Here is a 14346-nt window from a genome sequence, read left to right as displayed (position 1 = left end):
GACGGCCTCGGCCCGTGGTCCGGTCCATGCCGGACAGGAGACGGCTCCCCTGTCCGACCCTTCCGTTCGGCCCCCGCCTCAATTCAGGGCGAGTTCGGCCAGGCCCTCGGGACGGCTGCGGTACCAGGCCACGATCTTCTCCCGCTCCTCGTCCTCCATGCCGCTCACGTTCGCGGGCGGCATGGCGTGGGTAACGCCGGCCTGGATGAATATCTCGGAGGCGGCGCGGGCCACGTCGGCCTCGGTCTCGAGGTAGAGGCCCCGGGGCGCCCAGAGGAAGCCCTCCTGGAACGGCTCGCGCGAGTGGCACATGGAGCAGCGCCCGGCGACGATGCTGTGGACCTCCTCGAAGCCCGGCGCCTGCGTGAGCTGGAGCTCGGATTCGGTCAGCGGGCGCGCCTCGGCTTGCTCGATGTCGCCGTCGCGAAGCGGTGCGGTGCTCAGCCACATCACGGCGACGAAGAGCATCGCGGTCGCGGCCCAGGTCCAGGTCGGGCTGCCCTTGCGGGCGTGCCGGGTGTTGAACCAGTGGCGGATGGTGACGCCCATCAGGAAGATCAGCGCGGCGATGATCCAGGCGTAGTGGGTCGAGGTCGCCAGCGGGTAGTGGTTCGACAGCATCAGGAACAGCACCGGCAGCGTCAGGTAGTTGTTGTGCGTGCTGCGCAGCTTGGCGATCTTGCCGTACTTCGGGTCCGGCGTGCGCCCGGCCATCAGGTCCGCGACGACAATCTTCTGGTTCGGGATGATGACCAGGAAGACGTTGGCCGACATGATCGTCGCCGTGAAGGCGCCCAGGTGCAGCATCGCGGCGCGGCCGGTGAAGACCTGATGATAGCCCCATGACATCGCCACCAGCAGCGCGAAGAGCACCAGCATGAGCCCGGTCGGCTGGTTGCCCAGGGGCGACTTGCAGAGCCGGTCGTAGGCGAGCCAGCCGATGGTCAGCGACCCGGCCGAGATCAGGATGCCCTGGAACGGGGAAAGGTCGGTCTTGGACGGGTCCACGAGGAAGAGCTCGGCCCCCGCCCAGTAGACGATCATCAGCAGCGTCGCGCCCGAGAGCCAGGTCGCGTAGCTCTCCCACTTGAACCAGGTCAGGTGATCCGGCATCTGCTCGGGCGCCACGAGGTATTTCTGGATGTGGTAGAAGCCACCTCCGTGGACCTGCCACTCCTCGCCGTGGGCGCCCACGGGCAGATGCGGCGCCTTCCGCAGGCCGAGGTCGAGGGCGACGAAGTAGAAGCTCGACCCGATCCAGGCGATGGCGCAGATGACGTGCAGCCAGCGGACCGCGAAGGCCAGCCAGTCCCACATGATGGCAAAGTCGTGCATGGCTCGTTCTCCTCCAGGACCGGGCCATGCTATGCGTTCATACCGGGACTGCGTATCGTCGGCGGAAACCAAGCAGCGTCAAACAAAACCGAAGAATGTCCTACTTCGAGAACATCCGCACCTTCGTGCGCGTCTACGAGCTGGGCAGCATGTCGGCCGCCGCGCGGGACCAGCGGATCTCGCCCGCCGTGGCCTCGGCGCGCATCTCCCAACTCGAGGAGCATCTGGGGGTCCGGCTGTTCCAGAGGACGACGCGGAGCCTCGCGCCCACCGAGCAGGGGCGCATCTTCTACGACGGCGCAAGGCGGGTGCTGGAGGCCGTCGAGGAGGCCGAGGCGGGGGTCGGGGACGTCACCCAGAACCCGAGGGGGACGCTCTTCGTCGCGGCCCCGCTGGGCGTGGGGCGGCGGCTGATCGCGCCGCTGGTGCCGGAGTTCGGGGCGCGCTATCCGATGATCGACGTGCGGCTGCGCCTGAGCGACCGCAAGATCGACATCACCACCGAGGGGCTCGACATCGCCTTCTTCCTCGGGACCCCCGAGGACTCGACGCTCCGCATCCGGCACATCGCCGATTGCCGGCGCGTCCTCTGCGCGAGTTCCGCCTATGTCGAGCGGCACGGCGCCCCGGAGACCGGCGCCGACCTCGCGGGGGGGCGGCACGAATGCCTGAACCTGCGCTTTCCCGGCGCCGCGGAGTTCCAGTGGACGCTGATGTCCGAGGACGGCCCCAAGCGCTACGCGGTGCGGGGGCGGTTCGAGTCCGACGACGGCGACGTGCTGACGGACTGGGCGCTGGCCGGGCATGGGATCGTGATGAAGCCGCTGTTCGAGGTGGCGGACCACCTGCGGAGCGGCGCGCTGGTCCGGGTGGCCGAGGCGACCCCGCCGCTGCCGGTGCAGATGGCCTGCCTCTTCACCCATCGCCGCCACCAGGACCCCAAGGCGCGGCTGTTCATGGAGTTCATGATCGAGCGGATCACCTCCGCCTTGCGGCAGACCGACGAGGGTTAGGGCGGCCCCTGATCCCGGTCGGGCGGCCCCGGCGGAGGACGCAGCTCCCCCTACCCCGCCGGGCGGCGACCCAGGGACGGGACCACCATGGCAGGGAAAGATTTAGGAATGGTTAACGGCCGGAAGGAAAATTGGGGCGGGAGCGATATTCGATCCGGCTGCGGCGTGGCAACGAGAGGCACGCCGTAGGGTGTGCTTCAGCGCACCGTGCCACGGCTGCGGATGGCGAGAGCCGGTGCGCTGAAGCGCACCCTACGGCCACGGCCACCCGATCGGATTCCGCTCTAGCTCCCCCGGTAGGTGGAGTAGCCGAAGGGCGAGAGCAGCAGGGGGACGTGGTAGTGCGCCGCCTTGGACATCCCGAAGCGGATCGGCACGATGCCTAGGAAGCGGGGGCTCTCGGGCGGCGCGCCGGTGCGGTCGAGGTAGTCGCCCGCGTGGAAGACGAGCTCGTAGTCGCCGGTGCGGAACTCCTCGGCGGGGAGGATGTGGGCGTCGGTCCGGCCGTCGACGTTGGTCGCGAGGGTCCGCAGGTGGGTCCGCGCCTCGCCGTCGAGGCGGAAGAGGTCGATCCTCAGGCCCTCGGCCGGGCAGCCCCGCGCCGTGTCCAGGACATGGGTCGTCAGGTAGCCCGCCATCACCGCCTCCTCTGCCGCGTTCCGTCATGACTGCCCTGTTCGCGGTCCGGCGGGAAGGGAGGCGGTCCTGCAGCACCTTCAAGAAATCCCCGAAAAACGGGGGCGGGGTCCTGTCCTAGGAGGGAGGCGAAGGAGGACCCACGATGACCCGATATCCCCGCGACCTGCACGGGCATGGCCCGACCCCACCCCATGCGAACTGGCCGGACGGAGCCAGGATCGCCGTCCAGATCGTCCTGAACTACGAGGAGGGGGGCGAGAACTGCGTCCTCCACGGCGACGCCAGCTCGGAGGCCTTCCTGTCCGAGATCGTGGGCGCCCAGCCCTGGCCCGGGCAACGGCACTGGAACATGGAGTCGATCTACGAGTATGGCGCGCGCGCCGGCTTCTGGCGGCTCCATCGGCTGCTGAGGGACCTGCCGGTGACGGTCTATGGGGTTGCCACGGCGCTCGCCCGGTCGCCCGCGCAGGTGCAGGCCATGACGGAGGCCGGCTGGGAGATCGCCTCGCACGGGCTCAAGTGGGTCGAGCACAAGGACATGGCCGAGGCGGAGGAGCGCGCCCAGATCAGGGAGGCGATCCGGCTCCACACGGAGGTCACGGGCGAGAAGCCGCGCGGCTGGTACACTGGGCGGTGCTCGGTGAACACGGTGCGGATCGCGGCCGAGGAGGGCGGCTTCGACTACCTGGCCGACAGCTACGCCGACGACCTGCCCTACTGGATGCGGGTCGGCGGGCGCGACCAGTTGATCGTGCCCTACACGCTCGACGCCAACGACATGCGCTTCGCCACGCCGGCGGGCTTCGCCAATGGCGAGCAGTTCGAGAGCTACCTGCGTGACAGCTTCGATTGCCTCTATGCCGAGGGCGTGGCAGGGAGTCCCAAGATGCTGTCCATCGGGCTCCATTGCCGGCTGGCCGGGCGGCCGGGGCGGGCGCTGGCGCTCCGGCGGTTTCTCGACCATGCGCGGCGGCACGAGGGCGTCTGGTTCGCCACGCGGCTCCAGATCGCCGAGCATTGGGCGCGGGAGCATCCCCCGGTCCCGCGCGAGCGGCCGTCCGAGATGGACGCGGAGCGCTTCGTTGCGGCCTTCGGCGGCGTCTTCGAGCATTCGGCCTGGGTCGCGGAGCGCGCCCATGCGGCGGAGATGGGGCACGCCCACGACACCGCTGGGGGCCTTCACGCGGCGCTCGTCCGCGCCTTCCGGTCCGCCTCGGAGGAGGAACGGATGGGGGTGCTGGTCGCGCACCCGGACCTTGCCGGGAAGCTCGCGCTGGCGAAGCGGCTGACGGCCGAGAGCACCTCGGAGCAGGCCTCGGCGGGGCTCGACGCGCTGACGGACGAGGAGCGGGAAGCCTTCGGGCGGCTCAACGCGGCCTATGTCGGGACGCACGGCTTTCCCTTCATCATCGCCGTGCGGGATCACGACAAGGCGGGCATCCTGCGGGCCTTCGAGCGGCGGATCGGCAACGACCGGGCGACCGAGCTCGCGGAGGCCTGCCGGCAGGTGGAGCGCATCGCGGAGCTGCGGCTCGGGGCGTTGCTGCCGTCCTGACGCGCCGGAACGGAACGTCCCGGGGAGTTGGGAATCCCCCCGGGGCGCCAAGGTCATGAGGGGCCGCTCTCCTCGGGAGCGGCCCCGTTCTCTCAGTGCGCCTCGGCGGCGAGGGCCGCGTCGCGGATGTCGCCCTCGTTGGCCTGGCGCGCGCCGTTGAAGAAGGCGTTGAGCGCCACCGCCGCGATCGAGGCGAGAAGGATGCCCGAGTCGATCAGCGGGTGGATCGCGTGGGGCATCCACATCTTGAAGTCGGGGGCGACGAGCGGGATCATCCCGAAGCCCAGGGAGATCGCCACCACGAAGAGGTTGAAGCGGTTCCCCTTGAAGTCCACGGCGGAGAGGATGCGGACGCCGGTCGCCGCGACCATGCCGAACATCACGAGGCCCGCGCCGCCCAGCACGGCCACAGGGAGCGATTCCACCAGCGCCGCCATCTTGGGGATCAGGCCGAGGACGACCAGGATCAGCCCGCCCGCCACGCAGACGAAGCGCGAGCGCACGCCTGTCACGCCGACCAGCCCGACGTTCTGGCTGAACGAGGTGTAGGGGAAGGTGTTGAAGATGCCGCCGATCAACGTGCCGAGGCCGTCGGTCCGCAGGCCCGCCGACAGGGACGCGCGGTCGATCCTGCGCCCGCACATCTCGCCCAGCGCGAGGAACATGCCGGTGGACTCGATCATCACGACGATCATGACGAGGGTCATGGTCAGGATCAGGATGGGATCGAAGATCGGCATCCCGAAGTGGAAGGGCGTCACGAGCTCGAACCAGCCGGCGCCGGCGACCTTGTCGAAGGGCATCTTGCCCATCATCGCCGCCACGACGCCGCCCACCACGATGCCCACGAGCACCGCGATGTTGGACAGGAAGCCCTTGGCGTAGCGCGCGACCAGCAGCACCGTCAGCAGCACGAGGACCGAGATGGCGATGTTGGACGGCGCGGCATAGGCCACGTTCGGCGCGGTCGGCGCCAGGGCGAGGCCCTCGGGGATCGGCGGGACGCCGGCCCCGGCGCCGAGCGCCTTGACCGCATCGAGCCAAGCGGTGTGGTCGGGGTTGACCAGCTTGGGCGCGGTCGGGCCGACGGGGTTGCCGAAGATCCAGTTGATGCCGATCCGCATGAGCGACACGCCGATCACGAGGATGATGGTGCCGGTCACCACGGGCGGGAAGAAGCGCAGCATCCGGCTGACCAGCGGGGCGATCAGCATCCCGATGATGCCCGCCCCGATGATCGAACCGAAGATCATCCGGGCGCCCTCGACGCCGGGGTTGGCCACCGCGATCGAGACCATCGGCCCGACCGAGGCGAAGGTCACGCCCATCATCACCGGCAGGCGGATGCCGAAATACGGCGAGGCCCCGAAGGACTGGATCACCGACACGATGCCGCAGACGAAGAGGTCGGCGGCGATCAGGAAGGCCACGTCCTGGGCCTCCAGGCCCAGGGCACGCCCGACGATCAGCGGCACCGCCACGGCGCCCGCATACATCACCAGCACGTGCTGAAGACCTAGGGTGAAGAGCTTGGCCCCCGGAAGGACCTCGTCCACCTGGTCTCGCGGTCGCGCTCCGACCGCCTCGAATGTCGTCATGTCTGTTCCTCCTCCCTGGAGCGTCGTGCCCGTGTTCGGGCCTTCTTGCGTCTCAGCCGTAGCTCGAGACCGGCATCGCGGCGAGCGCCGCCATGTTCAGGAGGCCCCTCACCGTGACCGAGGGGGTCACGATGTGGGCCCGGTTGCCCATCCCCATGAGGATGGGCCCTACTTCGAGTCCGTCACCCACGGACTTCAAAAGGTTGCGAGCGGCGCCGGCGGCGTCGGTGCTGGTGTAGACCAGCACGTTGGCCTTGCCGGTCAGGCGTCCGCCGGGGAAGAGCCGCTCGCGCAGGTCGGGGTCGAGCGCGGCGTCGGTGTGCATCTCGCCCTCGTATTCGAAGCCGGGCACGACCTCGTCGAGGATCGCCAGCGCCTCGCGCGCCACGCGGCCCGAGCGGCTGTCGAGGTTGCCGAACTGCGAGCCCGAGCAGAGCGCCAGCTTGGGTATGAGCCCGAAGCGGCGGACGTGGCGGGCGGCAGCGATCATGGTCTCGGCGAGTTGCGCGCCGGTGGGCTCGGTATGGACATGGGTGTCGGCCACGAAGAGCGGACCCTTGTCGAGGATGACCAGGGACAGCGCCCCCGCCGGGTGCAGGCCGTCGCGCGCCAGGACCTCGCGGAGATAGCGGAGGTGCCAGAGGTATTGGCCGACGGTGCCGCAGATGAGGGATTCGGCCTCGCCCCGGTGCACCATGACGGCGGCGATGGCGGTGGTGTTGGTGCGGAGCGTCGCCTTGGCGAGGTCGGGCGAGACGCCCTTCCTCCGCATCAGGTCGAAGTAGCTGCCCCAGTAGTCACGGAAGCGGGCGTCGCTTTCCGGGTTCACCAACTCGAAGTCGGTGCCAGGCCGCAGCGGCAGGGCCTCGCGCTCGATCCGGGTCTCGACCACCTCGGGGCGGCCGATGAGGATGGGGCGGGCGCCGGTCTCCTCGATCATCGCCTGGACGGCGCGCAGGACGCGGGGGTCCTCGCCTTCGGCGAAGACGATGCGGCGGGCGGTGCCGCGCGCGGCCTCGAACACGGGCCGCATGACGAGGGCGGAGCGGTAGACCTGGCCCTCCAGGCCGCGGCGGTAGGCGTCGAGGTCGAGAGGGCGGGTGGCGACGCCGCTCTCCATCGCGGCGCGGGCGACGGCCACGGCCACGGTGGGGAGGAGGCGCGGGTCGAAGGGCTTGGGGATCAGGTAGTCGGGGCCGAAGGCGAGGCGCTCGCCCTGGTAGGCGGCGCCCAATTCGGCCGAGGCGGGGACGCGGGCGAGGCCGGCGATGGCCTCGACGCAGGCGAGCTTCATCGCTTCGTTGATCTGGGTGGCCCCCACGTCGAGCGCGCCCCGGAAGATGAAGGGGAAGCAGAGGACGTTGTTGACCTGGTTGGGATAGTCCGAGCGCCCCGTGGCGATCAGCGCATCGGGCGCGGCGCAGCGGGCCTCTTCGGGCATGATCTCGGGCGTGGGGTTGGCGAGGGCGAAGACGATGGGCGTGTCGGCCATGCGCGCCACCATCTCGCCGGTGAGGAGGCCGGGGCCGGAGACGCCGAGGAAGAGGTCGGCGCCGTCGAGCGCCTCCTCGATGGTACGGAGGGCCGTGTCCTGCGCGAACTCGCGCTTCTCGGGAGTAAGGTCGTTGCGCCCGGCATGGACCACGCCCTTGCTGTCGAGCATCAGGATGTGCTCGCGCGGGGCGCCCATGGCCATGAGCATCCTCAAGCAGGCGATCCCCGCCGCGCCGGCGCCGAGGGCGACGATGCGGATGTCCTCGATGCACTTGCCGGCGATCCGCAGGGCGTTGGTGGCCGCCGCCGCCGCGACGATGGCGGTCCCGTGCTGGTCGTCGTGGAAGACCGGGATGCCCATGCGCTCGCGGCAGATGCGCTCCACGGTGAAGCAGTCGGGGGCCTTGATGTCCTCGAGGTTGATCGCGCCGAAGGTGGGCTCGAGCCGGCAGATCAGGTCGGCGAGGCGCTCGGGGTCGGGCTCGTTCACCTCGATGTCGAAGCAGTCCACCCCGGCGAACTTCTTGAAGAGGACGGCCTTGCCCTCCATCACGGGCTTGGAGGCCTGCGCGCCGATGTTGCCCAAGCCCAGGACCGCCGTGCCGTTGGAGATGACGGCGACGAGGTTGCCCTTGGAGGTGTAGCGCCGGGCGTCGGCGGGGGTGGCGGCGATCTCCAGGCAGGCCTCGGCCACGCCGGGGGAGTAGGCGCGGGAAAGGTCGCGTCCCGTCGCCATGGGCTTGGTCGCCCGGATCTCCAGCTTCCCGGGCCTCGGGAACTCGTGGTAGTCGAGCGCGGCCTGGCGGTCCGAGACCAGCCGGGTTTCGTCCAGCGACATGAATCGTCTCCTCCGTGTCGGGAGCGGCCCTCTCCGGGGCCGCGTCCATCGTTCCGTCGTGGAGCCCCCGCGCGGGGGCGTGCGCCTACTCCGCCGCGAGCCGCTGGATGAGGCCCGTCTCCGCCACTGTCCGGCGCAGGGCGGCGTGGCGGTTCACGTCCTTGTAGAGCAGGTAGCGGAAGGGGCCGGGGCCGCCGGCGTAGCAGGCCTGCGGGCAGAAGGCGCGCAGCCACATGTAGTCGCCGGCCTCGACCTCGACCCAGTCCTGGTTCAGCCGGTAGACGGCCTTGCCCTGGAGGACGTAGAGGCCGTGCTCCATCACGTGCGTCTCGGCGAAGGGGATCACCGCGCCGGGCTGGAAGGTGACGACCGTCACGTGCATGTCATGGCGCAGGTCGGCAGGGTCCATGAAGCGGGTGGTGGCCCAGGCGCCGTCGGTGCCGGGCATCGGGGTGGGCTCGACCTCGGCGTCGGAGGTCACGAAGGGCTCGGGGAGGGCAAGGCCCGGGACGGGCTCGTAGGCCTTGCGGATCCAGTGGAAGCGGGCGGGTTCCTCGCCCGTGGCGCGCAGGCGCCAGCGGCAGCCGGGAGGCAGGTAGGCGAAACCGCCGGGGGCGAGGTCGTGGGCGCGGCCCTCGATGGTCAGCGCGACCTCCCCCGTCAGCAAGAACAGCGCGCCTTCCGCGCCCTCGTCGAGCTCGGGCCGGTCGCTGCCGCCGCCGGGGGCGACTTCCATGAGGTATTGCGAGAAGGTCTCGGCGAAGCCGGAGAGCGGGCGGGAGAGGACCCAGAGGCGCGTCCCCTCCCAGAAGGGCAGCGCGCTGGTGACGATGTCGCGCATCGTGCCCCGGGGGATCACGGCATAGGCTTCGGTGAAGACGGCGCGGTCGGTCAGGAGCTGCGTCTGCGGGGGGTGCCCGCCTTCGGGGGCGTGGTAGCGGCGTCCGGTCATGCGGGGCTCCTCGGCGACGTGACCCGCGCAGTTGGCCGTCATCAGGCCGAGTTGGGAACGTGGAAACCGGCGCAAGGACCTTTCGGGATTTCCGGCAAATGGGGGCGGACGACGCCAGGGCGGTGCGTGGACGGCGCGCCCCGCGAAGAGGTGGAGACGGCCAGCCCGGCCGGACGATCGCTCGGTGGGGCGGGAGCCCCACCCTACAGGGCCAGGCGGCCTTGTGCTCTCAGGCCGTAGGTTCGCGGGCCGGGGCGGCGGCGGGCGCGGCGGCCCGCGTCTGGCCGGCATCCCAGAAGGCGCCGCCGCAGCGGCCCGGGCGGCTCTTCATCGGGCGGCCGGCGACGTAGGTCTCGGCGATGGCGCGGTCGTCGCCCAGGGTCTGGAGCAGGAACAGCTCCTCGGCCAGTGTCTCGACCGTCTCTAGCCTCATCGCCATGGCCGGGGTCGCGCGCGCGTCCAGCACGACGAGGTCGGCGTCGCGGCCGGGCTCGAGGGTGCCGATCCGGTCCTCCAGGCCCAGGGCGATGGCGTTACCGCGCGTGGCCCAGTGGAAGGCGGCGAGGGGATGCAGCTTGCAGCCCCGGAGCTGCGCCGCCTTGTAGGCGGCGTCGAGGGTCTGGAGCATCGAGTAGCTGGTCCCCGCGCCCACGTCCGTGGCGACGCCGAGGGGGACGCCGGAGGCCCGCAGGCCCTCCGCGTCCAGGAGGCCGGAGCCCAGGAACATGTTGGACGTCGGGCAGTGGATGGCGCGGGTGCCCGTCTCGGCCATGCGGGCGACCTCGCGCGGGGACAGGTGGATGGCGTGGCCCATGAGGCTGTGCGGGCCCAGGAGGCCGTAGCCGTCGTAGACGTCGAGGTAGTCGCGGGCGCCGGGATAGAGGGAGAGGGTGTAGTCGATCTCGTCCCGGTTCTCGCTGAGGTGCGTCTGGACATGGAGGCCCGGGTGCTCGTCCGCGAGCGCGCCGGCGGCCTGCATCTGCTCGGGCGTCGAGGTGATGGCGAAGCGGGGCGAGATGGCGTAGCGCAGCCGCCCGCGCCCGTGCCAGCGCGCGATCAGGGCCTTGGTCTCGTCGTAACCGCGCTGGGGGGTGTCGCTCAGGCTTTCGGGGGCGTTGCGGTCCATCATCACCTTGCCGGCGACCATGGCCATGCCGCGCGCCTCGGCGGCGGCGAAGAGGGCGTCGGCGCTTTGGGGGTGGACCGAGCAGAAGGCGCTGGCGGTGGTCGTGCCGTGGTCGATCAGCAGGTCGAGGAAGGCGTTGGCCATGCGGATGGCATGGGATTCGTCGGCGAAGCGGGATTCGGCGGGGAAGGTGTAGCCGTTCAGCCAGTCGAGGAGCTGGGCGCCCCAACTCGCGATCACCTGAACCTGGGGGAAGTGGATGTGCGGGTCGATGAAGCCGGGCAGGATGAGGTGTGGGCGGTGGTCGATCTCGCGCAGGCCCTCGGCGCGGAGGGCGGCGTAGTCGCCGACGGCGGAGATGCGGCCCCCGTCGATGACGACGGCGCCGTCCTCGATGTAGCGGTGGTTGTCGGCGGTTTCGGACGGGTCGGCGTGAAAACTCAATACCCGGCCGCGAAGAAGGGTCTTCATGGGATCGCTCCTGCAAGGGGTCGGTCGGAGAGGCGGGCCGGCTGCGGACGGCCGATGCGGGAGCCCACGGGAGGGGCGTCCAGCATCCGGGTCAAGAGCTCGGCGGCGGTGAAGGCGGCGATGACCTCCGGGCGCTTGTCGCCGGGGAAGCCGGCGCCGATGGGGCAGACCAGGGGTGTCGCGTCCGCACCGTGCTCGCGGGCGAGGCGGGTGAAGGTGGCGCGCTTGCTGCGGCTGCCGATCATGCCGACGTAGGCGGCGTCGGGGCGGGCCAGCGCCTCCAGGGCCAGGAGGAAGTCGAGCGCGTGGTCGTGGGTGAGGATGACGTAGGCCGCGCCGGGCGGGGCCTTGCGGACCTCGTTCTCCGGGAGCGGCGTCAGAGTCGTGGGCATGCCGAGTGGGGCCAATGCCAACTCCTCTGGGCGCTGGTCGATCAGGCGGGGGGAGAGCGGCAGGGGAAGGAGCGCGGCGGCGAGGGCACGGCCGACATGGCCCGCGCCGAAGATCAGGACCGGGGGGCCGGGGTCGCGCGGGGCGGGCCCGGCGCGGTCGAGGCGGAGCTCGACGCGGCCGCCGCAGCACTGGCCGATCTCGGGGCCGAGGGGGACGTCCATGGTGGCCTCGGCCTCGCCGTGGCGGAGCATCTGCCGGGCGCGGTCGATGGCGAGGTATTCGAGCTGGCCGCCGCCGATGGTGCCGACGGTCCGGTCGGGACCGACGAACATCTCGGCCCCCTCCTCGCGCGGGGTCGAGCCCCGGGCGCGGGCGACGCGGACGCGGATCATGCGGCCCCCCGCAGGCGCTCGATGGCCATGAGGACACGCTCGGGCGTGGCGGGGGCGTCGAGGCGGGGGGCGATGCGGTAGCCCGCGACCGAGGCGACGGCGTGGCCGATGGCCTCGAAGACCGAGATGCCGAGCATGAAGGGCGGCTCGCCCACGGCCTTGGACCGCTTGATCGTGCGCTCCTTGTTCACGGACCAGTCGGCGAGGCGGACGTCGAAGTGCTTGGGCCGGTCCGAGGCGAGTGGGATCTTGTAGGTGGAGGGAGCGTAGGTGCGCAGGCGCCCTTTCGCGTCCCACCAGAGTTCCTCGGAGGTGAGCCAGCCCATGCCCTGGACGAAGGCGCCTTCCACTTGGCCCCTGTCGAGCGCGGGGTTGAGGGAGCGGCCGACATCGTGGAGCACGTCGGCGCGCTCGACGACGTATTCGCCAGTCAGGGTGTCCACCGAGACCTCGGCGCAGGCGGCGCCGTAGGCGTAGTAGTAGAAGGGGCGGCCCTGGCCCTTGGCGCGGTTCCAGTGGATCTTGGGCGTGGCGTAGAAGCCGGCGGCCGAGAGCTGGACCCGCGCCATGTAGGCCATGTGGACGACCTGGGCGAAGGGAATGGCCTCGCCCTGGACGAAGACGTGGTCGGGGACGAAGCGGACCTCGTCGGGCGTGGCGTCCCTGGCCTCGCAGAGGAAGGCGATCAGGCGAGCCTTGATCTGCTCGCAGGCGTTCAGCGCCGCCATGCCGTTGAGGTCGGTGCCCGACGAGGCGGCGGTGGCGGAGGTGTTGGGGACCTTCTCGGTCGTGGTCTTGGTGACCTTGATGCGGGAGAGGCTCACCTGGAAGGCGTCGGCCACGACCTGCGCGATCTTGGTGTGGAGTCCCTGCCCCATCTCGCAGCCGCCGTGGTTGAGGTGGATCGAGCCGTCCGAGTAGACGTGCACCAGCGCCCCGGCCTGGTTGTAGTGGGTCGCGGTGAAGCTGATGCCGAACTTCACCGGAGTCAGCGCGAGGCCGCGCCGGAGGGGGCCGCCCCGGGCCTCCATGTCGGCGTTGAAGTCGAGGACCGACTGGCGGCGGGCGGCGTAGGCGGAGGTCTCCTCCAGCTCGGCGACGAGGCGGGGGAGGATCATGTCCTCGACGGTCTGGTGGTAGGGGGTGAGGTCGCCGTTGCGGTAGAAGTTGGCCTTGCGGACGGCGAGCGTGTCCTGGCCGGTGGCGTAGGCGATCTCCTCCATCAGGCGCTCGGCCACGATGACGCCCTGAGGGCCGCCGAAGCCCCGGAAGGCGGTGTTGGAGACGGTGTTGGTCTTGAGCGGATGCGAGCGGAGCTCGACCGCCGGGTAGAAGTAGGCGTTGTCGGCGTGGAAGAGGGCGCGGTCCGTCACGGGGCCGCTGAGGTCGGCGGAGAAGCCGCAGCGGGCGTACCAGTCGCCCTCAACGGCGAGGATCTTGCCCGCGTCGTCGAAGCCGACCGCGTAGTCCACCACGAAGTCGTGGCGCTTGCCGGTGGCGGTCATGTCGTCGTCGCGGTCGGGGCGGAGCTTGACGGCGCGGCCCCACCTCTTGGCGGCGATGGCGGCGACGCAAGCGAAGAGGTTCATCTGCGTTTCCTTGCCGCCGAAGCCGCCGCCCATGCGGCGGACGTTGACGACGACGGCGTTCGCGGGGACGCCCAGCGCCTGGGCGACTATATGCTGCACCTCGGAGGGGTGCTGGGTGGAGGTGAAGATCGTCACCTCGTCGTCCTCGCCGGGGATGGCGAGCGCGATCTGGCCTTCGAGGTAGAAGTGGTCCTGGCCGCCGATGGCCATGCGGCCCGTGAGGCGGCGGGGCGCCTGGGGCATCGCCTCCTCGGGCGCGCCACGGCGCAGGGTCATCCCTTCGGTGACAAGGCCCATGCCGGAGTCGCGGGCCGCGATGGGGTCGAGCGCGAAGGGCAGCTCCTCGTAGTCGATGCGCGCGAGGGCGGCGGCGCGGCGGGCCCGGTCGCGGGTCTCGGCCAGGACGGCGAAGAGGGGCTGGCCGTGGAACTGCACCAAGTCGTCCGCGAAGATGGGGTCGTCGTGCTTGTGGACGGGGCTCACGTCGTTGGGGCCGGGGATGTCGGCGGCGGTCAGCACGTCCACGACACCCGGCGCAGCGCGAACGGCGCCGAGGTCCATGGAGCGGATGCGCCCGTGCGCGACCCTGGACAGGCCGAGATAGGCGTGGAGCGTGCCCTGCGGGACGGCGAGGTCGTCGGTGTAGTCGGCGCGGCCGGTGACGTGCTTCTCGGCAGAGTCGTGCGTCGTCTCGACGGGCGTCGCGGTGGCGGCGATGTCCTGGTGCTTCATGTCACTCTCCCACGGCGCGGGTCAGGCGGAGGGGCAGGTCGGCCCCGGACTGCTCCAGCCAGAAGCGGCGGAGGAGGTTCGCGGCGATGGCCTGGCGGTAGTCGGCGCTGGCCCGCCAGTCGGTGAGCGGGGTGAAGTCGCCGCGCACGGCGCGGGCGGCGGCCTCGAACGCCTCGCGCGAGAAGGGGCGGCCCCGGAGGGCGGCCTCGGCGGCGGGGG

Annotated in this window: 10 protein-coding genes and 1 pseudogene; 2 read left to right on the top strand and 9 right to left on the bottom strand. The window is 70.9% G+C overall.

Annotated elements, in window-relative coordinates:
* Nucleotides 1–78: 78 nt before the first annotated feature.
* Nucleotides 79–1335 (bottom strand): urate hydroxylase PuuD, encoded by a 1257-nt coding sequence (locus tag RUMESO_RS08830; protein WP_037279725.1) that lies wholly within the window; start codon nucleotides 1333–1335, stop codon nucleotides 79–81.
* A gap of 95 nt (nucleotides 1336–1430) precedes the next feature.
* Here RUMESO_RS08830 and RUMESO_RS08825 point away from each other — a divergent pair, with 95 nt between their 5' ends.
* Complete coding sequence (locus tag RUMESO_RS08825) at nucleotides 1431–2348, top strand: LysR family transcriptional regulator (protein ID WP_037279724.1); 918 nt, start codon at nucleotides 1431–1433, stop codon at nucleotides 2346–2348.
* 284 nt (nucleotides 2349–2632) lie between these two features.
* Here the strand turns inward: RUMESO_RS08825 and uraH are convergent, their stop codons facing one another.
* Nucleotides 2633–2986 (bottom strand): hydroxyisourate hydrolase, encoded by a 354-nt coding sequence (gene uraH, locus RUMESO_RS08820; RefSeq protein ID WP_037279723.1) that lies wholly within the window; start codon nucleotides 2984–2986, stop codon nucleotides 2633–2635.
* 143 nt (nucleotides 2987–3129) lie between these two features.
* Between uraH and puuE the strand changes: the two genes are divergently transcribed.
* Nucleotides 3130–4542 carry an allantoinase PuuE gene (gene puuE / locus RUMESO_RS08815; RefSeq protein WP_037279722.1) on the top strand — a complete coding sequence of 471 codons (1413 nt, stop codon included), beginning with the start codon at nucleotides 3130–3132 and terminating at the stop codon, nucleotides 4540–4542.
* A gap of 92 nt (nucleotides 4543–4634) precedes the next feature.
* Here puuE and RUMESO_RS08810 read toward each other — a convergent pair whose 3' ends face one another.
* The 7 genes and pseudogenes from RUMESO_RS08810 to RUMESO_RS08780 form a co-directional block, all read right to left on the bottom strand.
* Nucleotides 4635–6140 carry a nucleobase:cation symporter-2 family protein gene (locus RUMESO_RS08810; protein WP_051521152.1) on the bottom strand — a complete coding sequence of 502 codons (1506 nt, stop codon included), beginning with the start codon at nucleotides 6138–6140 and terminating at the stop codon, nucleotides 4635–4637.
* Between the two features lie 52 nt (nucleotides 6141–6192).
* Nucleotides 6193–8466, bottom strand: a complete 2274-nt coding sequence (locus RUMESO_RS08805; RefSeq protein ID WP_037279770.1) for an NADP-dependent malic enzyme — start codon at nucleotides 8464–8466, stop codon at nucleotides 6193–6195.
* 91 nt (nucleotides 8467–8557) lie between these two features.
* A complete protein-coding gene (locus tag RUMESO_RS08800) occupies nucleotides 8558–9424 on the bottom strand; it encodes a bifunctional allantoicase/(S)-ureidoglycine aminohydrolase (protein ID WP_051521151.1) in 867 nt (288 codons plus the stop codon).
* Nucleotides 9425–9653: 229 nt separating this feature from the next.
* Nucleotides 9654–11021 (bottom strand): guanine deaminase, encoded by a 1368-nt coding sequence (gene guaD, locus RUMESO_RS08795; protein ID WP_082483504.1) that lies wholly within the window; start codon nucleotides 11019–11021, stop codon nucleotides 9654–9656.
* Entirely contained in the window at nucleotides 11018–11806 is a 789-nt protein-coding gene (gene xdhC / locus RUMESO_RS08790) for a xanthine dehydrogenase accessory protein XdhC (RefSeq protein WP_082483502.1), read from the bottom strand. Before xdhC ends, guaD begins: the two co-directional genes overlap by 4 nt.
* Entirely contained in the window at nucleotides 11803–14127 is a 2325-nt protein-coding gene (gene xdhB, locus RUMESO_RS08785; RefSeq protein ID WP_051521150.1) for a xanthine dehydrogenase molybdopterin binding subunit, read from the bottom strand. The genes xdhC and xdhB overlap by 4 nt, the downstream gene beginning before the upstream one ends.
* 1 nt (nucleotide 14128) lies before the next feature.
* Nucleotides 14129–14346, bottom strand: a pseudogene (locus RUMESO_RS08780) (xanthine dehydrogenase small subunit); the annotation flags it as partial.

This window comes from Rubellimicrobium mesophilum DSM 19309, from assembly GCF_000600335.2.
In the GTDB taxonomy this organism is placed as follows: Bacteria; Pseudomonadota; Alphaproteobacteria; order Rhodobacterales; family Rhodobacteraceae; genus Rubellimicrobium; species Rubellimicrobium mesophilum.
Note: the sequence above shows the minus strand (reverse complement) of the source record. Positions and strands in the feature narration are given on the sequence as shown.